Raw genomic sequence first — 17,542 nt, 5'->3', positions numbered from 1 at the left:
GCCCCGTACGGACCGTCGCCCAATCTCAACGGGCAGTGAACGGCCGCCACGGACCGTGGGGAAGCCATAGGCTGGCTCCACCATCGCGACCACTTCTTTTGCAAGCATCCGGAGACAACGGTGCAATTCCACGACTCGATGATCAGCCTCGTCGGCAACACCCCGCTGGTGAGGCTCAACAGCGTGACCACGGGCATTCGGGCTACCGTCCTGGCCAAGGTGGAGTACTTCAACCCCGGCGGTTCCGTGAAGGACCGCATCGCCGTGCGGATGATCGAGGCCGCCGAGGAGAGCGGGGCGCTCAAGCCCGGCGGCACGATCGTCGAGCCGACCAGCGGGAACACCGGTGTCGGGCTCGCCATCGTGGCGCAGCAGAAGGGGTACAAGTGCATCTTCGTGTGCCCCGACAAGGTGAGCACCGACAAGATCAACGTGCTGCGGGCGTACGGCGCCGAGGTGGTCGTGTGCCCGACCGCGGTGGACCCGGAGCACCCTGACTCGTACTACAACGTCTCCGACCGGCTGGTCCGCGAGACCCCCGGAGCCTGGAAGCCCGACCAGTACTCCAACCCCAACAACCCGCTCTCCCACTACCACTCCACCGGCCCCGAGCTGTGGGAGCAGACGGAGGGCAGGATCACCCACTTCGTCACGGGCGTGGGGACCGGCGGCACCATCTCCGGAACCGGCCGCTACCTGAAGGACATCAGCGACGGCAAGGTGAACGTCGTCGGCGCCGACCCCGAGGGCTCCGTGTACTCGGGCGGCTCCGGGCGGCCGTATCTCGTCGAGGGCGTGGGTGAGGACTTCTGGCCCACCGCCTACGACCGGACCGTCGCCGACGAGATCGTGCCGGTGTCCGACAAGGACTCCTTCCAGATGACCCGCCGGCTCGCGAAGGAGGAGGGGCTGCTGGTCGGCGGCTCCTGCGGGATGGCCGTGGTCGCGGCGCTGCGGGTGGCCGAGCGGCTCGGGCCGGACGACGTCGTGGTCGTGCTGCTGCCCGACAGCGGGCGCGGCTACCTCAGCAAGATCTTCAACGACGAGTGGATGGCCGACTACGGCTTCCTGGAGGACGAGGGCCCCAGCGCCCGCGTCGCCGACGTCCTCAACGACAAGGTGCACGGCGCCATCCCGTCCCTCGTCCACATGCACCCGGACGAGACCGTCGGCGAGGCCATCGACGTACTGCGTGAGTACGGCGTCTCGCAGATGCCGATCGTCAAGCCCGGCGCCGGTCACCCGGACGTCATGGCCGCGGAGGTCGTCGGCTCGGTCGTGGAGCGGGAGTTGCTCAACGCCCTGTTCGCCCAGCGCGCCTCGCTGGAGGATCCGCTGGAGAAGCACATGTCGCCGCCGCTGCCGCAGGTCGGCTCCGGTGAGCCGGTCGGGGACCTGATGACCGTGCTCGGTGCGGCGGACGCGGCGATCGTCCTCGTCGAGGGCAAGCCGACCGGTGTGGTCAGCCGTCAGGACCTGCTGGCCTTCCTGGCCAAGGGCGGGAAGTGACGGCCGGACGCGGGAAGTGACGGCAAACCTGCGGTGAACTGCCGGTGCCGGTGGCGAACTTGCGGTTCGCCCACCGCATCGGTGCACTTCGCAGAAGTGGTACGAGCGTGTCACGTCCTGGCAGCACCCGCTTAACACGGGTCCGGCACATTAGGGGGTGTCGGCAGGGCGGGAGCGGCTCCCCGCCCGGCCGGCACTGAAACGGCGTCACGGACCTCCGGAGCGGCTCCCGGACCTCCACAGACGCCTAGGACGCGCAAGCCAGTCCCTGACCCGGCCCGCGTCCCTCGCGGGGACCGCCGTCGTCCCGCCCCCCGTAACGGGGGTGCGGCGGTCCCCGCGCACGAACTTCTGCATCCCCGCTGTTCCCGCGGTGCGCTCTGTGCGCCCGGGCGGGCGTCGGCCGTCAGTCCTTCCAGTCGCCGTCCCCGGCGTCGTCGGCGCCCTTGCGGTGGCGGCGGCCCCGGAACAGGTCCGGGTTGGTGCGGGCGGCCTGGAAGCCGTTGACGCCCACGATGCCGGCCCAGGTGATCAGCAGGCCGGGGAGGTCGGCGATACCGCCGCCGATCGCGGACAGCGGGATCGCCAGGACCAGCGAGACGATGCCGAAGCCGTACCGCTCGCCCCAGGAGTCCGTGGTCTGCGGTGACCGGGAACCCCGCGCCACCACCATCTGCTGCTCGGCCATCTGCCGGCGCACCCGGCGCTCCACGGCGCCGTCGATGCGCTGATCGACCTTCTCCAGGAACGAGTCGACCAACGCGGACTCGTACTCCTCGCCCAGTTCCCTGCGGGCCTGCAGGGTGGCGTCGAGTTCCTTCTTCAGCTCGGTGTCCCGCGCGTCCATTCCGCTCATGGGACCCACGGTAAGGAGCCCGCGCGCCCGCCGCACTGGGGTTAGCCCCCCTGTGTTCGGAAGCGGGACACGCCGGTCGGGCGTGCCGGGCGTCCGGAGGGGCCGTCTACTTCGCCAGCCCGTGCTGCTTCGCGTACGTGTTCGCCACGTCCTCCGGGTCCTTCTTGTCCTTGTCCACCTGGCGGTTGAGCTCGGTGAGCTGGGCGGTGGTGAGGACGTTGCCGAGGCGGGCGAGGGCCTTGCGGACCGTGGAGTCGGCCTTGCGGTCGGCGATGAGCGGGACGACGTGCTGGCCGGGGATCAGGTTCTTCGGGTCGGCCAGGACCACCCAGTCGTTGGCCTGGATGTCGGTGTCGGTGGTGAAGAGGTTCGCCACGTCCACATCGCCCTTCTTCAGGGCCCCCTTGACCAACGGGCCGGACGAGTCGAGGGACTTGAACTCCTTGAACTCCACCCCGTAGACGTCCTTCAGGCCGACCACGCCCACCTGGCGCTTCTTCACCTCGGGCGCGGCACCGACCACCAGCTTGCCGTTCTGTTTCCGCAGGTCGGCGAGGGAGGTCAGGCCGTACTTCCGGGCGGTCCCCCGGGTGACGACGAAGGCGTCCGAGTCCTCGGCCATGCCGTACGGCAGCACCTGGAGGCCGGCCGGGAGGGTGATGGCGAGGGCGTTCTGCATCTCGCCCTCCTCGGTCGCCGTCGCCTTCGGGGCGAGGTAGTGCAGGAGGGCGCCCTGGTACTCGGGGAGGAGGTCGATGTCGCCGCCCTTGAGGGCGGGGATCAGGATCTCGCGGGTGCCGAGGTTGGGCCGGACGGTGGTCCGCACGCCGGCTGCCTCCAGGGCGGCCGCGTACAGGTAGCCCAGGACCTGGTTCTCCGTGAAGTTCGCGGTGCCGATGGTGACCCCGCCCTTGCTGGAGCCGCCGCCACCGGAGGTGGTGCCCTGGCTGTCGAGGGAGGTGATGCCGCTGGAGCACGCGGAGAGGGCGGGGACGGTGACGGCCGCTCCGGCGAGCGCGCCGAGGAGAGTACGACGGTTCATTTCGGGGTTCCCTAGGCGGTGCGGTGGCGGAAGAGGAAGCGCTGGAGGCCGCTGAGGGCCAGGTCCAGGACGACGGCGACGGCGGCTACCAGCACCGCGCCGCCGAGCACCTGGACGAGGTCGCGCTGGGCGAGGCCGTCGAAGACATAGCGGCCGAGGCCCCCGAAGGAGACGTAGGCGGCGATCGTGGCGGTGGCCACCACCTGGATGAGCGCGAGACGCAGGCCCGTCATGATCAGCGGGAGGGCGAGGGGGAGTTCCACCTGGAGGAGGACCTGGTGGGCGCGCATTCCCTGGCCGCGGGCCGCGTCCTTGACGTCCGGGTCGACGGCGGTCATCCCGGCGTAGGTGTTGGTGACGATCGCCGGGACCGCGAGGGCGACCAGCGCGATGTACACAGGCCACATCGACAGGCCGCTGGCCAGGAACACCAGGACGACCAGGCCGACGGTCGGCAGGGCGCGGCCGAAGGACGCGAGGTTGATGGCGAGGAACGCGCCCCTGCCGGTGTGGCCGATCAGCAGGCCCAGCGGAAGGCCGATCGCGGTCGCGATGAGCGTGGCCAGGAGCGAGTACTGGAGGTGTTCGGCGAGGCGGTGGGCGATGCCGTCCGAGCCGGACCACTGGGCGGCGCCGGTCAGCCAGGAGCCGAGGTTCTTGAGGAGTTCGTACATCAGGCTCGCCGCCTCTTCCACGGGGTGAGGACGTACTGGAGGGCGACCAGGAGCGCGTCCGCCACCACTGCCAACAACAGGGTCAGGACCACTCCCACGATCACCGGGGTCGGGTAGTCGCGCTGGAAGCCGTCGGTGAAGAGCTGGCCCAGGCCGCCGTCGCCGATGTAGGTGGCGACCGAGACCAGGGAGATCGACATGACCGTCGCGATCCTGACGCCCGCCATGATCACGGGGAGCGCGAGGGGGAGTTCGACGGTGAGGAGCGCGCGCAGCGGGCGCGTGCCCATCGCCTTCGCGGCCTCCTTCGTCCGCGCGGGCACCGAGTCGAGGCCCTCGACCGTGTTGCGGAGCAGGACGACCAGGGTGTAGATCGTCAGGCCGATGACGGTCGTGGTGCGGGTGAGGCCGCTGATCGGCAGCAGAAGCACGAAGACCGCGATCGACGGGATCGTGAACAGGACGTTCGACAGACCGAGCAGGAAGCCGCGCAGGGGGCGGACCCGGTGGGCCACCACGGCCAGCGGAAGGCTGATCAGCAGGCCGAGGAGGACGGCGGTCAGGGCCGCCTGGAGGTGGGAGAGCGTGAGGGTGGTGAGGTCGTCGGTGTGGCCGGATATCCACGACCAGTCGACGGTCATGCGGCCACACCCGTCTCCGCGCGGGCTTCGGTGTGGGCCCGGCCCGCGTGGGCGTGGATGTCGTCGCGGGACGAGACGCCGGTGAGGACCCCGGCCGTGTCGACCCGGGCGACCAGACCGGTGGGGGAGGCCACCGACTCGTTGAGCGCCGACAGCAGGGAGTCGTCGTCCTTGAGCGGCCGTACGGGGATGTCGGCGTCCTTCGACGTCCAGTGCAGCGGCTTGCGTGCCTCGTCGAGGACCAGCGTCCAGGCGCCGCCCTCGGGGGCCGGGCCCTGCGGGACGTTGGCGAGGGTCTTCAGCGAGAGCAGCTTCAGGCCGCGCTCGGCGCCGAGGAAGTCGGCGACGAAGTCGTCGGCCGGGCGGGCGAGGAGTTCGGTGGGCGGGGCGCACTGGACGAGGTGGCCCCCGGTGCGGAAGATCGCGATGCGGTCGCCGAGCCGTACCGCCTCGTCGATGTCGTGCGTGACGAAGACGATGGTCTTGCTCAACTCCTTCTGCAGACGCAGCAGTTCGTCCTGGAGTTGGGTGCGCACCACCGGGTCGACCGCGCCGAACGGCTCGTCCATGAGCAGCACCGGCGGGTCGGCGGCGAGCGCGCGGGCGACGCCGACGCGCTGCTGCTGGCCGCCGGAGAGCTGGTGCGGGTACCGCTTGCCGGCCTCCGCGGTGAGACCGACGGTCTCCAGCAGTTCGGCGGCGCGGGCCCTCGCCCTGCGGCGGCCGTGGCCAAGCAGCAGCGGCACCGTGGCGATGTTGTCGAGCACCGTGCGGTGCGGGAAGAGGCCCGACTGCTGGATGACGTACCCGATGGAGCGGCGCAGTTCGGCCGCGTCCTGCCGTTGGACGTCCTTGCCGCCGACCCGGATGGTGCCGGAGGTCGGTTCGACCATCCGGTTGACCATGCGCAGGGTGGTGGTCTTGCCGCAACCGGAGGATCCGACGAGGACCGTCACGCCGCCTTCCGGCATTTCCAGGGAGAGGTCGTGGACTGCTGTCGTGCCGTTGGGGAAGCGCTTGTGGACCGCGTCGAACTGGATCATGAGTTGTCCCTTGCCCGGCTGTATAACGTCATGCAGAGTTCTTGGTAGGTGAATAGATTGTCAACGCCTCGGCGTTAATCCGAGGTAACAGATGACCGGGAAGCAAGATCAGCTGTCCGAATTGAGGAAGGTTTGGGGTCTAATGTCGTCTCAGATCGTGGACCCGCCGCGGATGGCGGGCTCCGCTCCAGTCGTCCTCGACGGGGTCGGCCTCGGCGTCTTGGACGTCGTCCGGCTCGCCGACGGGACCGCGCGCCCAGTTCCTGGGAGTGAGGCGACACGGCGCGTCGAGAAGGCATGGGACGCCGCCCGGCAGATCGCCGCCACCGGCCGCGTCTACGGCCGCTCCACCGGCGTCGGAGCCAACCGGAACGAGGACGTGCCCACCGAGGCGGCCACCGAGCACGGCCTCAGGCTGCTGCGCAGCCACGCCGGCGCCATCGGTGAGGAACTGCCCGCCCGGGAGGTGCGCGCGATGCTCGCCGTGCGCGCCAACCAACTGCTGGCCGGCGGGGCGGGCCTGAGGCCCACCGTCGTCACCGCCCTGTGCGAGGCGCTGGAGAGCGAGGCCCACCCGGTCGTGAACGAGTTCGGATCCGTCGGCACCGGCGACATCGCCGCCCTCGCCCAGGCCGCCCTGGCACTGGCGGGCGAACACCCCTGGCGGGGGACGGGCGCCCCCGAACCCCAGCCGCTCGACAACAACGACGCCCTCGCCTTCATCAGCAGCAACGCCCTCACCCTCGGCCAGTCCGCCCTCGCCCTGCACGAACTGCGTGGACTACTGGAGGCCACCCAGGTCGTCGGCGCCCTGTCCCTGCTCGCCGTCGACGGCTCGCACGAGGCCTACGCCGCCCCCGTGCACGCCGCCCGCCCGCACCGCGGCTCCAGCGAAGTCGCCCGCCGGATGCGGACGTTGATCGGCGCCGCCGACCGGCCGACCCCGCCGCTCGGCCGGATCCAGGACCCGTACGGCTTCCGCTGCCTGCCCCAGGTGCATGGCCCGGCGCACGACGCGGCGGACGCCCTGGAGGACATCCTCGCGATCGAGATCAACGCGGCCGCGGAGAACCCGTTGATCACCTCCGAGGACATGGCCGCCTACCACCACGGTGGCTTCTACCAGGCCCAACTCGCCCTTGCCCTGGACCACTTCAGGCTGGCGCTGACGCAGGTGGCCCGGCTGTCGACGTCCCGGCTGGCCTCGTTGAACGAGCCCGGCTTCACCAGGCTGCGGCCCTTCCTCGCCGACCAGGAGCCCGGTGCTTCCGGCGTGATGATCCTGGAGTACGCCGCCGCGGCCGCCCTCGGCGACCTGCGGGCCTTCTCGGCCCCCGCCTCGCTCGGCCACGCTGTACTCTCCCGGGGCGTCGAGGAACAGGCCAGTTTCGCCTCGCTCGCCGCACGTCAGACACTGCGTCTGTGCGGCGCGTACCGTCTCGTCGTCGGCTGCGAACTCGTCGCCGCCGTACGGGCGCTGCGCCAGCGCGGCCTCGAGCCCGAGCCCGGGCTCGGGGTGGGCGACGCGCTGGAACTCGCCGAGTCGGTGCTCGACGAGGACCCGGTCGACCGGCCGCTCACGCACGACGTGACAGCCGCGGCCGCACTGCTCGACCGGTTCACGGACATCTGGAGGGGGATCGACGCATGAGCGTGGACGGGAACGCGGAAGCTGCGGACGAGAGCGTGGACACGGGTGTGCCCGGTGGCGGCGCGGCCGTGCCGGACAGCCCCGCCGCACGGCTTCAGGCCCTGTTCGAGGGACACCGGCTGACGCCCACCCAGCGGCGTATCGCGCACAGCATGGTGCGGCGGGCCTCCGACGTGCCGTTCCTGTCCAGCGTGGAGCTGGCGGAGCTGGCCGGGGTCAGCCAGCCGTCCGTCACCCGCTTCGCGGTCGCCCTCGGCTTCGACGGCTACCCGGCGCTGCGCAAGCACCTGCGCGAGGTCGCGCCCGCCGAACCGGCCGTGGACGCGTCCTCGTACAACGAGTACCAGCAGGCCGTCGAGGCCGAGATCGAGAACCTGCGGCACCTGGCGGAGGTGCTGGCCGACCCACGGCCGGTGCTGCGGGCGGGGCGGCTGCTCGCCGCCTCGCGCCCCCTCCCCGTGCTCGGGCTGCGTGCCGCGGCCTCGCAGGCGTACGGCTTCGCGTACTTCGCCGCCAAGGTCCATCCGGAGGTACGGCTGCTCAACGAGGGCGGCACGATGATCCACGACCGGATCGACGCCGCCGTGCACGCGGGCGCCACCACACTGCTGTGCTTCGCGCTGCCCCGGCACCCGCGCGAGGTCGTGGACACCCTCGCCTACGCCAAGGAGGCGGGGCTGACCGTGGTGACCGTCGCCGACTCCGCCTTCGCGCCGGTCGCCAAGGTGTCCGACCTGCTGCTGCCGGCCGCCGTCGGCACCGGGCTCGCCTTCGACACGGCCTGCGCGCCGATGCTGCTGGGCCGGGTCCTGCTGGAGGCGATGTGCGACGACCTGCCGGACGCGCAGGCCCGGCTGGAGGAGTTCGACGCGAAAGCCGCGGCGCGGGGGCTGTTCGTCGAGTGAACGCGGGTCGCTCTCAGACTCGTCTCACCTTCACCCGTTAGTCTCCGCGACCAGAAATCGTGCTGGGCGACGAGGAGGCGGAGCGTGTCACGCGGAGGTCAGGGACTGGCTCGGGTGGCTGTCGTCGTACGGGCCGGAGCCGCGCCCATGTGGTGGCTCGGGGTGTTCGCGGCGGGGATCGGTGTACTGGTGCCGGGTGTCACGGGCCGGCGGATCGGGGTGATGGCCGGGGCGGCGCTGTTCGTCGTCGCGGTCGCGGTGGTGGCTTACGCCCGTCGCAAGCGGTACGTCGGGCTGGCCCGCTCGGCCGTCCGCGCGGGCAAGCACGATGTGCTCCAGGATCGTGCGGTGAGTGTGCGCAACTGGCGCCGGGGACACCGCTGGTGGCTGCTGCTCGGCTTCCTCGCCGCGCTGGGCAGCGCGTTCGCCGTGCCCGCCGCCGGGGGCATGCTGCTCGCCGGCTGCGGCACCGGGCTCCGGCTGAAGGCCGCCTGGCTCGGGCGGCGCGAGCGGGCCGAGGACGCGCTGCTGTGGGTGCGGGTCGACTGGCTCGCCGCGAACGGCGGGCGCCCGGCCGGCAAGGCGGTCAGGGCGTACCGCAGTACGGGAATCGCGGCGGGCGACGCGGCCCCGGGTGGAGCACGCCGCCGCACCGCGGCCCTCGTTTAGGACCCGTCCGGCCGGACGGGTCCTAAAGACCCGTCTCGTCAGACCTCCAGGTCCTCCTCGATCCTCTTCAGCTGGTGGCGGGCCATCGCCAGGTTGGCCCGCTTGGCGTCGAGGACCAGATAGAGGAACAGACCGTTGCCGCCCCGGCCGCTGATCAGACGGATCAGGTGGTACTGGTCGGACAGCGTGATCAGGATGTCCTCGATCTGGGCCTTGAGCCCGAGGTGCTCCATGGTGCGCATCTTCGAGCGGACGACGTCGGTGTTGCCGGCGGCGGCGACATTGAGGTCGAAGCTCTTGCTGCCGCCCAGGGTGCCCAGCGCCATACCGCTGGTGTAGTCGACGAGCGCGGCGGCGGTGGCGCCCTCGATGGAGGCCAGCGCCTCTTTGAGTGTGGTTTCGGTGTTGGCCATGACGGTTCCCTCAACTTTCGGTGGTGGTACGCGCCACCTTGGGTGCGGTGGGCGTTTCGGCGACCGGGTCGCGTGTGTCTGCGGGCTTGGACCGGGACGTACGGGTGGTCCTGGCCCGCGGTGCGGTGGTCTTGGCGGGTGCCTTCGCGGGGGGCCGGGGCGCCGGTGTGGCGTCGACCAGCTCTCCGATGCGGGCCCCGGCCCGGCGGCCTTCCAGATGGAGGCGGCCGACGTTCACTCGGTCCTGGGCGAGCAGGGTCAACAGGGCGGTGCGACCCGCCGCGTACGTGGCCACGTAGCCGTACACCCCGCGGACGAGCAGTTCGCGGAAGTCGCCCTGGCCGGTCGCGTCGGTCAGCCGGCCGGCGAGGTCGTGGGCGGTGCCGGTGAGCGCGGCCATCGTCTGCGGGTCGACGCCGGGGGTGTCCTGGGCGAGGACGAGACCGTCGGCCCCGGCGGCCAGGGCACCGGTCAGTTGGGGCACACGGGCTCTGAGCCGGTGCAACTCCTCCAGGATCTCTGCCTCCGCTGCCATCAGGTCTCTCCTCTCGGCGCGGGTCCGCTGCTGCTCCCGCTGCCACTCAAAGGGCCTCCAGCGCATCCCTGAGCCTCTTCAGCAGCGTGATGTGGGGGTCGGCGACATCGGTGGGGAGCGCCGCGAGCGGGTCGGACCGGACGGGCCGAACGGGCAGCGGGCCGGGTGGGATGGATGATCTGGATCGGCCTGGCGCCTCGGAGGCTTCGGGCGCCTCGGACTTCTCGGGCGGTTCGGGCGTCTCGGCGACGGCCGGCGGGCGGGGTGAGATGGCACCGGCCGCCGCCAGCCGCCGTAGGTCCACCAGGGTGTGGAACGCCGGGCGGCCCAGGTCCCTGGCGATGTCCGCCGCCGTACGGGCGTCGTCCAGGCGGGCCAGGACCGCGCGCTGGCGTGCGGTGGGCGGTGGGGGCGCGGGGCGGTGCGTGCGGACGAGGGGCGCGTCGTCCGTGGCCGGGTCGGGCCAGATGCGGTGCAGCAGGTCACGGCGGCGCAGGGTCTCGCGCTCCAGGGCGGCCACCGGCACCGGGCACGGACAGCCGGGCTCGTCCTCGGTGGCGTAGCGGAAGCGGCCCGGGGTGCTGCTGGGCGCGAGGGCGAAGTACGCCGCGTCGTACAGCGCGACGAGCCGGCACAGGTCCAGCGTGCCCGGGGTGAGGTGCCCGCCGTCGACCAGCAGGTGGCCGGCGCGGTGCCGGTCGCCGGTCTCGGTCAGCGCCTGCCGCCAGGTACCGGCGTCGAGGGTGCCGCGGGCGGTGAGTAGGACGTCCAGGCCGGGCGCGGCAGGGCTCTCCGCGTGCACCACCCGGCCCTCGGTGAGATGGAGCGTGCCGCGCTCGCGGACCAGGACGCCGGTGGCCCGCTCGGCGGCGAGCCGGGTCAGCATCGGCGAGACGCCGCCCCAGCCCCGGTCCAGGGCCGCCGCCTTGTCCCGCACGGGCAGCCGGGGCGGTGGCGTGGTCTGCACGGCGGTCATCCCAGCACCAGCCGTCCGGCCATCTCGCCCAGCCGGATGCGGGCCAGCGCGAGATTGCCCTCGGCGCGGGCCAGCCACAGGTGCAGGCACACGCTGCTGTCGAAGGACGTCGGCACGAACCGCAGGACGTGGTAGCTGTCCCGGTTGCTGATGATCAGGTCCTCGACCGGTGGGTCGGCGCCGTCACCTTCGCCTTCCCCGCCGGCGTCGGCGCCGGCCGCGAACGCGTGCTGCTCGGCGGCGAGCCGGGCGAGTTCCGCGGCCTCGACCGCGGCCGCCTCCTGGTCGCCGCCCGGGGACTCCCCGACGGTGCCCAGGGCCAGTCCGCTCGTCCAGTCGACCAGTGCGGCGCCCCGGGCACCGGGCAGTCGCATGGCTTCCAGCAGGCACTCGTCGATTCCGGGCACCTTGGCTCCCCTCCCGCCTGGGGTTCGGCTGAGTGACGCCGAAGCTACGCAACGTGTGCGTGAGGGGTGAGGGATCTGGCATTTTCCAGTGGAACATGCGGCGAGCGACTAAGGTTGGTCAACTGACCTGTGTCTCAGGCCAGTTGACCAGCAGACCCACCGGCGTGCGTCAACGGTGCCCGGGTGCGCGCAGGGTGGTGAGCGCACCGGCGTGCGCCCCTCCTGATTCGGCCACGATCTCCTCGACGGTCTGCTCCTCGCGCACCGTCGCGAAGACGGTCCGCCCGGACCCGTCCCGCGCGAAGCCGTGGATCGCCGGCCGGGCCAGGGAGTTGTACGCGTAGTGGTGCGCGAAGTAGTACGCGCCCGTGTCCAGCGCCGCCGCGTAGTCGCCCGGCGCCAGCAGCGGCAGTGGGTAACCCTGGGCGAGCAGGTCGCCCGCGAAGCACGCCGGCCCGGCGATGTCCTGCACCACCTCTGGCCCCTCCTTCGGCCGCCCCTTGCCGTCGTACCCGGCGATCCGCAGCGGCCACGCCTCCGGCGCGTACACCGTCCGCGTCGCCACCTGCACGCCCGCGTGCGTCACCGCCACCGGTCGCCCGCCCGCGCTCTTGGTGTACTCGACCCGCGCCACCACCGTCCCGTGCTCGGCCAGCAACGACCGCCCGAACTCGGTCACCAGCCCGTAGCGCCCGTCGAACAGTCCCGGCACCGTCTCCTTCAGCACCCGCGCGTAGTCCGCGTACGTCGGTGTCGTCCGGTCCGACGCGAAGTTCACCGGCAGCCCGCCGCCGATGTCGATGGTGTCGATCTGCGGCCGCCCGATCCGCCGGTTGATCTCCTCCGCGAGCCGGTACGTCTCCGCCACGCCCTCGGCCATCAGGGCGAGCGGGACGCCCTGCGACCCGGTGTGCGCGTGCAGCCGGGACAGCCAGGGGCGCTCGGTGTACGCCCGCACCACCCACTCGCGCGCCCCCTCGTCGCGCAGTGCCACCCCGAACTTCGAGGTCGCCGTGGCAGTGGACAGGGCCTCGATCGCGCCCGCCCCGACCTGCGGGTTCACCCGGATACCGAGGGGCGAGCGGCTGGGCGCCGAGCGCATCAGGCCGTCGATGCGGTCCAGCTCCTGGGGGTTGTCGGCGTTGATCGCGATCCCCAGCGCCAGTGCCTCGCGCAGTTCGGCCGGTGTCTTGGCGGGCGAGTCGAGGACGGTCCGGGCCGCCGACAGCCCCGCCGCCCGCGCCAGCGCCAACTCACCCGGGCTCGCCACCTCCGTGCCGATCCCCTCATCCCGCAGCAGCCGGAGCACCGGCACCAGCGGGGTCGCCTTCACCGCGAAGGCGTGCAGGACGGGTGTGCCGGGCGCGGTGACCTCGTCGAAGGCCGCCCGCAGAAGGGCCGCGGACTCCCGGATCCCGGTGACGTCGAGCAGGCCGACGATGGGGCGGTCAGGCCCCAGCAGCCCCTGCTCCACGGCCGCGCGGACCGCCTCGTCCCGGCGGGTGGCCCGCCCCTCGTCGTCGCTCACATGGCTCTCGTCGGCGTTGCTCACGGCTTCCCCCGTCGGGTCGGTGTCTGCGCCCATGCATCCAGCCAAACATTCGGACCGGGCCCCTGCCGTCGCCCCCATGTATTGACTAGTTCTATTCAGAGCGTCAGGATGTGAATAACGGCAGAAATAATCCGCTAGGAGGCAGACCATGTCAGGACCCCGCCCCGTACGAGCGCCACGCGGTACGGAACTGAGCGCCCTGGGATGGCAGCAGGAAGCCGCCCTGCGGATGCTGCAGAACAACCTCGACCCGGAGGTCGCCGAGCACCCCGACAAGCTCGTCGTCTACGGCGGCACCGGCAAGGCCGCCCGCGACTGGCGCTCCTTCGACGCCATGGTGCGCACGCTCAGGACCCTGAAGCAGGACGAGACCATGCTGGTCCAGTCCGGCCGCCCCGTCGGCGTCATGCAGACCCACGAGTGGGCCCCGCGCGTCCTCATCGCCAACTCCAACCTCGTCGGCGACTGGGCCAACTGGGAGGAGTTCCGCCGCCTGGAGGCCCTCGGCCTGACCATGTACGGGCAGATGACCGCCGGCTCCTGGATCTACATCGGCACCCAGGGCATCCTCCAGGGCACCTACGAGACCTTCGCCGCTGTCGCCGCCAAGCTGCATTCCATTGGTAAGGGGGTCGACGGCAGCCTCGCCGGGACGATCACCCTCACCGCCGGCCTCGGCGGCATGGGCGGCGCCCAGCCCCTCGCGGTGACCATGAACGACGGCGTCGCCATCTGTATCGACTGCGACCCGCGGGCCATCGAGCGGCGCATCGAGCACCGGTACCTCGACGTGAAGGCCGACAACCTGGAACACGCCCTCCAGCTCGCCGTCGAGGCCCGTGACGCCCGCCGTCCGCTCTCCATCGGCCTGCTCGGCAACGCGGCCGAGCTGCTCCCGCGGATGCTCGCCGAAGGCGCCCCCATCGACATCGTCACCGACCAGACCTCGGCCCACGACCCGCTGGCCTACCTGCCCGTGGGCGTCGACTTCGACGACATGGCGTCGGCCGCGGCCAAGGACCCGGCCGGCTTCACCACCCGCGCCCGCGAGTCGATGGCCCGGCACGTCGAGGCGATGGTCGGCTTCATGGACGCCGGCGCGGAGGTCTTCGACTACGGCAACTCGATCCGCGGCGAGGCCCAACTCGCCGGGTACGAGCGGGCGTTCGCCTTCCCCGGCTTCGTCCCCGCCTACATCCGCCCGCTGTTCTGCGAGGGCAAGGGCCCCTTCCGCTGGGCGGCCCTGTCCGGGGACCCCGCCGACATCGCGAAGACCGACAAGGCGATGCTCGACCTCTTCCCCGAGAACGAGTCCCTCGCCCGCTGGATCAAGCTGGCCGGCGAGCGCGTCCACTTCCAGGGCCTGCCCGCCCGGATCTGCTGGCTCGGCTACGGCGAGCGGGACAAGGCCGGTGAGCGGTTCAACGACATGGTGGCCTCCGGTGAGCTGGCCGCCCCGCTGGCCATCGGCCGCGACCACCTCGACTGCGGATCGGTGGCCTCCCCCTACCGCGAGACCGAGGCCATGCTCGACGGCTCCGACGCGATCGCCGACTGGCCGCTGCTGAACGCCATGGTCAACGTGGCGTCGGGCGCGTCCTGGGTTTCCATCCACCACGGTGGCGGTGTCGGCATGGGGCGGTCCATCCACGCCGGGCAGGTGACGGTGGCCGACGGCACGAAGCTGGCCGGCGAGAAGATCCGGCGGGTGCTGACGAACGACCCCGGCATGGGGGTCATCCGGCATGTGGACGCGGGGTACGACATCGCGGAGTCCGTCGCGGACGAGCGGGATGTGCGGGTTCCTATGCGCGAGGGTGACGACGCGTGACCCTTCCGGGAGGTGAGCGGGGCGGCAGCTCTTCGGTGGGGGCTGAGGTCTCGTCGCCGGGTGCGGGTGCGGGTGCGGGTGCGGGTGCGGGTGCGGGTGCGGCTGTGCCCACCCGTTCCGCCCTGCGGAACGACTGCCCACAGCCTGGCGGCCCGCAGTCTGGCGGCCCGCAGTCTGGCGACTCGCGGCCTGGCGGCCCGCAGTCTGGCGACTCGCGGCCTGGCGACTCGCGGCCTGGCGGCTCGCGGCCTGTGGCGGATGCCGGTTCGGGTGGCAGCTCGTTCCACTCGATGTGGCGTGAGCTGCGGCCCATTGGGCGGCACCCCGACTCCGGGGGCTATCGGCGCTTCGCCTGGACGGGTGCCGACGTCGACTGCCGGGCCTGGTTCAGGGAGCAGGCTGAGAGCCGTGGGCTGGCCTACGAGGTCGACCGGAACGGGAACCAGTGGGCGTGGCTCGGGGACCCCGACGCCGGGGACGCTGTCGTCACCGGGTCCCATCTCGACTCCGTACCGGACGGCGGTGCCTTCGACGGCCCCCTCGGAGTCGTGTCCTCCTTCGCCGCGCTCGACGAACTGCGCGTGCGTGGCGTCACGCTCGCCAAGCCGCTCGCGATCGTCAACTTCGGTGACGAGGAGGGCGCCCGGTTCGGGCTCGCCTGTGTCGGGTCGAGGCTGGCCGCCGGGGAACTCGGCGTCGAGCAGGCACACCGGCTGACCGACGGTGACGGGATCACCCTGCCGCAGGCCATGGCGGCCGCCGGATACGACCCCGACGCCATCGGACCGGACCCGGAGCGGCTCGCCCGGATCGGTGCCTTCGTCGAACTGCACGTGGAGCAGGGGCGCGCGCTGGACCTCAGCGGCGACCAGGTCGGCATCGCGAGCTCCATCTGGCCGCACGGGCGGTGGCGGTTCGACTTCCGGGGCGAGGCCAACCACGCCGGCACCACCCGGCTGGTCGACCGGCGCGACCCCATGCTGTCCTACGCCGAGACCGTCCTCGCCGCCCGCCGCGAGGCACAACTCGCGGGAGCGGTCGCCACCTTCGGCAAGATCGCCGTGGAGCCCAACGGCGTCAACGCGATCCCCTCCCTGGTGCGCGGCTGGCTCGACTCCCGCGCCGCCGACCAGGAGTCCCTGGACACCGTGGTCGACGGGATCGAGAAGGCGGCCCGCGCCCACGCCCGGGAACACGGTGTCGACCTCGACGTCGTCCGTGAGTCCTTCACGCCCGTCATCGAGTTCGACCACGCCCTGCGCGACGAACTCGCCCGCATCCTGGGCAAGGACACGGACCTCAAGGTCCCCGTCCTCGGCACCGGCGCCGGACACGACGCCGGGATTCTCTCCGCAAGCATCCCGACCGCCATGCTGTTCGTACGCAACCCCACCGGCGTCTCGCACTCCCCGGCCGAGTACGCGACGGAGGACGACTGCGTGGCCGGGGTGACCGCACTCGCCGACGTACTGGAAGGGCTGGCCCGCAGGTGACCCATCCCCACACACGGACGTACTGGCTGGAGCACGCCTGGCTCGACACCCACGTCGAGCCGGGGGTCGTCGTCGAGGTCAAGGACGGCCGTGTCACCGCCGTCCGCACAGACATCGACACCCCGCCGCCCGGCGCCGAAGCCCTCCGCGGGCTGACCCTCCCCGGCCTGGCGAACACCCACTCGCACGCCTTCCACCGTGCCCTGCGCGGCACCGTGCAGGTCGGCTCCGGCACCTTCTGGACCTGGCGCGAGGTCATGTACTCGTTCGCCGACAAGCTGACCCCCGAGACCTACCTCGCGCTCGCCCGGGCCGTGTACGCCGAGATGGCCCTGGCCGGCATCACCGCCGTCGGCGAGTTCCACTACGTGCACCACGCCCCGGGCGGCACCCCGTACGCCGACCCGAACGCGATGGGCGAGGCCCTGATCCAGGCCGCCGCCGAAGCCGGTATCCGCATCACCCTCCTCGACACCGCCTACCTTTCCTCCGGCTTCGGACAGCCGCCCAACACCCACCAACTCCGCTTCTCCGACAGGGACGCGGACGCCTGGGCGACACGCTGTTCAGTTCTCAAGGACCGGGATCACGCGCGGATCGGGGCCGCCATCCACTCCGTACGGGCCGTACCCGCCCGGCAGTTGGCGACCGTGGCCCGGTGGGCCGAGGAGCGGCGGGCCCCGCTCCATGTGCACCTGTCCGAGCAGACCGCCGAGAACGACGCCTGCCGGGCCGCCCACGGGCGCACGCCCACCCAGCTGCTCGCCGACCACGGCGTCCTCGGGACGCGCACCACGGGCGTCCACAGCACGCACCTCACCCACGAGGACATCGCTCTGCTCGGCGGTTCCGGCACCGGCACCTGCATGTGCCCCACGACGGAGCGGGACCTCGCCGACGGCATCGGACCCGCCGTCGCCCTGCAGAAGGCCGGCTCGCCCCTCTCCCTCGGCTCCGACAGTCACGCCGTCATCGACCTGCTCGAAGAGGCGCGCGCGATGGAGCTGAACGAGCGCCTGCGCACCCGCACCCGCGGCCACTGGACCGCCGCCGCCCTACTGAGGGCCGCCTCCGCCGACGGTCACGCGGCCCTCGGCTGGGGCGAGGCCGGCACCATCGAGGCAGGCGCGCTCGCCGACCTCACGACGATCGCGCTCGACACCGTCAGGACAGCGGGGCCGCTGCCCAGGCTCGGTGCCGAGACGGCCGTATTCGCGGCGACGGCAGCGGATGTACGGCACACGATCGTGGGCGGGCGGCACGTCGTACGCGACGGGGCGCACACGCTCGTACCCGATGTGCCGCAAGCTCTGGCGCGGGCCGTCGAAGCCCTGCGCGCGTAAGG

The 17,542-nt window shown here is 72.0% G+C and carries 17 protein-coding genes; 7 read left to right on the top strand and 10 right to left on the bottom strand.

Annotation, left to right across the window (positions count from 1 at the left end):
• Nucleotides 1-120 precede the first annotated feature (120 nt).
• Nucleotides 121-1,509: a cystathionine beta-synthase gene (locus tag AB0H86_RS20055; protein ID WP_362440007.1), complete on the top strand. Its 1,389-nt coding sequence runs from the start codon at nucleotides 121-123 to the stop codon at nucleotides 1,507-1,509.
• Nucleotides 1,510-1,915: 406 nt separating this feature from the next.
• Here AB0H86_RS20055 and AB0H86_RS20050 read toward each other — a convergent pair whose 3' ends face one another.
• From AB0H86_RS20050 to AB0H86_RS20030, 5 genes are all read right to left on the bottom strand, one after another.
• Entirely contained in the window at nucleotides 1,916-2,356 is a 441-nt protein-coding gene (locus tag AB0H86_RS20050) for a hypothetical protein (protein ID WP_362440659.1), read from the bottom strand.
• A gap of 115 nt (nucleotides 2,357-2,471) precedes the next feature.
• Nucleotides 2,472-3,407, bottom strand: a complete 936-nt coding sequence (locus AB0H86_RS20045; RefSeq protein WP_362440005.1) for an ABC transporter substrate-binding protein — start codon at nucleotides 3,405-3,407, stop codon at nucleotides 2,472-2,474.
• 11 nt (nucleotides 3,408-3,418) lie between these two features.
• Nucleotides 3,419-4,081, bottom strand: coding sequence for an ABC transporter permease (locus AB0H86_RS20040; protein WP_362440656.1), 663 nt, complete (start codon nucleotides 4,079-4,081; stop codon nucleotides 3,419-3,421).
• A complete protein-coding gene (locus AB0H86_RS20035; RefSeq protein WP_362440003.1) occupies nucleotides 4,081-4,722 on the bottom strand; it encodes an ABC transporter permease in 642 nt (213 codons plus the stop codon). The genes AB0H86_RS20040 and AB0H86_RS20035 overlap by 1 nt, the downstream gene beginning before the upstream one ends.
• The gene (locus tag AB0H86_RS20030; RefSeq protein ID WP_362440000.1) at nucleotides 4,719-5,765 is read right to left on the bottom strand and encodes an ATP-binding cassette domain-containing protein; all 1,047 of its coding nucleotides are present in this window, start codon (nucleotides 5,763-5,765) and stop codon (nucleotides 4,719-4,721) included. Before AB0H86_RS20030 ends, AB0H86_RS20035 begins: the two co-directional genes overlap by 4 nt.
• Nucleotides 5,766-5,907: 142 nt before the next feature.
• On the opposite strand from AB0H86_RS20030, the gene AB0H86_RS20025 reads away from it, so the two are divergent.
• The 3 genes from AB0H86_RS20025 (at nucleotide 5,908) to AB0H86_RS20015 (ending at nucleotide 8,990) form a co-directional block, all read left to right on the top strand.
• Entirely contained in the window at nucleotides 5,908-7,416 is a 1,509-nt protein-coding gene (locus AB0H86_RS20025; protein WP_362439998.1) for an aromatic amino acid ammonia-lyase, read from the top strand.
• Nucleotides 7,413-8,321 carry a MurR/RpiR family transcriptional regulator gene (locus AB0H86_RS20020; protein WP_362439997.1) on the top strand — a complete coding sequence of 303 codons (909 nt, stop codon included), beginning with the start codon at nucleotides 7,413-7,415 and terminating at the stop codon, nucleotides 8,319-8,321. The genes AB0H86_RS20025 and AB0H86_RS20020 overlap by 4 nt, the downstream gene beginning before the upstream one ends.
• An 84-nt stretch (nucleotides 8,322-8,405) precedes the next feature.
• Complete coding sequence (locus tag AB0H86_RS20015; RefSeq protein ID WP_362439994.1) at nucleotides 8,406-8,990, top strand: hypothetical protein; 585 nt, start codon at nucleotides 8,406-8,408, stop codon at nucleotides 8,988-8,990.
• A 38-nt stretch (nucleotides 8,991-9,028) separates the two neighbouring features.
• Here AB0H86_RS20015 and AB0H86_RS20010 read toward each other — a convergent pair whose 3' ends face one another.
• The 5 genes from AB0H86_RS20010 to AB0H86_RS19990 form a co-directional block, all read right to left on the bottom strand.
• Nucleotides 9,029-9,403, bottom strand: a complete 375-nt coding sequence (locus AB0H86_RS20010) for a hypothetical protein (RefSeq protein WP_362439992.1) — start codon at nucleotides 9,401-9,403, stop codon at nucleotides 9,029-9,031.
• A gap of 10 nt (nucleotides 9,404-9,413) precedes the next feature.
• Nucleotides 9,414-9,938, bottom strand: coding sequence for a roadblock/LC7 domain-containing protein (locus AB0H86_RS20005; RefSeq protein WP_362439990.1), 525 nt, complete (start codon nucleotides 9,936-9,938; stop codon nucleotides 9,414-9,416).
• A 46-nt stretch (nucleotides 9,939-9,984) separates the two neighbouring features.
• Nucleotides 9,985-10,914: a hypothetical protein gene (locus AB0H86_RS20000; protein ID WP_362439987.1), complete on the bottom strand. Its 930-nt coding sequence runs from the start codon at nucleotides 10,912-10,914 to the stop codon at nucleotides 9,985-9,987.
• Nucleotides 10,911-11,321, bottom strand: coding sequence for a hypothetical protein (locus AB0H86_RS19995; RefSeq protein ID WP_362439984.1), 411 nt, complete (start codon nucleotides 11,319-11,321; stop codon nucleotides 10,911-10,913). The genes AB0H86_RS20000 and AB0H86_RS19995 overlap by 4 nt, the downstream gene beginning before the upstream one ends.
• A gap of 169 nt (nucleotides 11,322-11,490) precedes the next feature.
• Nucleotides 11,491-12,906: a diaminopimelate decarboxylase gene (locus AB0H86_RS19990; protein ID WP_362439981.1), complete on the bottom strand. Its 1,416-nt coding sequence runs from the start codon at nucleotides 12,904-12,906 to the stop codon at nucleotides 11,491-11,493.
• A gap of 115 nt (nucleotides 12,907-13,021) precedes the next feature.
• On the opposite strand from AB0H86_RS19990, the gene hutU reads away from it, so the two are divergent.
• The 3 genes from hutU to AB0H86_RS19975 all read left to right on the top strand — a co-directional run bounded on the left by hutU (nucleotide 13,022) and on the right by AB0H86_RS19975 (nucleotide 17,540).
• Nucleotides 13,022-14,704, top strand: a complete 1,683-nt coding sequence (gene hutU, locus AB0H86_RS19985) for a urocanate hydratase (RefSeq protein ID WP_362439978.1) — start codon at nucleotides 13,022-13,024, stop codon at nucleotides 14,702-14,704.
• A gap of 290 nt (nucleotides 14,705-14,994) precedes the next feature.
• Entirely contained in the window at nucleotides 14,995-16,197 is a 1,203-nt protein-coding gene (locus tag AB0H86_RS19980; RefSeq protein WP_362439975.1) for an allantoate amidohydrolase, read from the top strand.
• Nucleotides 16,194-17,540, top strand: a complete 1,347-nt coding sequence (locus tag AB0H86_RS19975; protein ID WP_362439972.1) for a formimidoylglutamate deiminase — start codon at nucleotides 16,194-16,196, stop codon at nucleotides 17,538-17,540. The genes AB0H86_RS19980 and AB0H86_RS19975 overlap by 4 nt, the downstream gene beginning before the upstream one ends.
• Nucleotides 17,541-17,542: the final 2 nt, after the last annotated feature.

This window comes from Streptomyces sp. NPDC050997, from assembly GCF_040660135.1.
Classification (GTDB): Bacteria; Actinomycetota; Actinomycetes; order Streptomycetales; family Streptomycetaceae; genus Streptomyces.
Note: the sequence above shows the minus strand (reverse complement) of the source record. Positions and strands in the feature narration are given on the sequence as shown.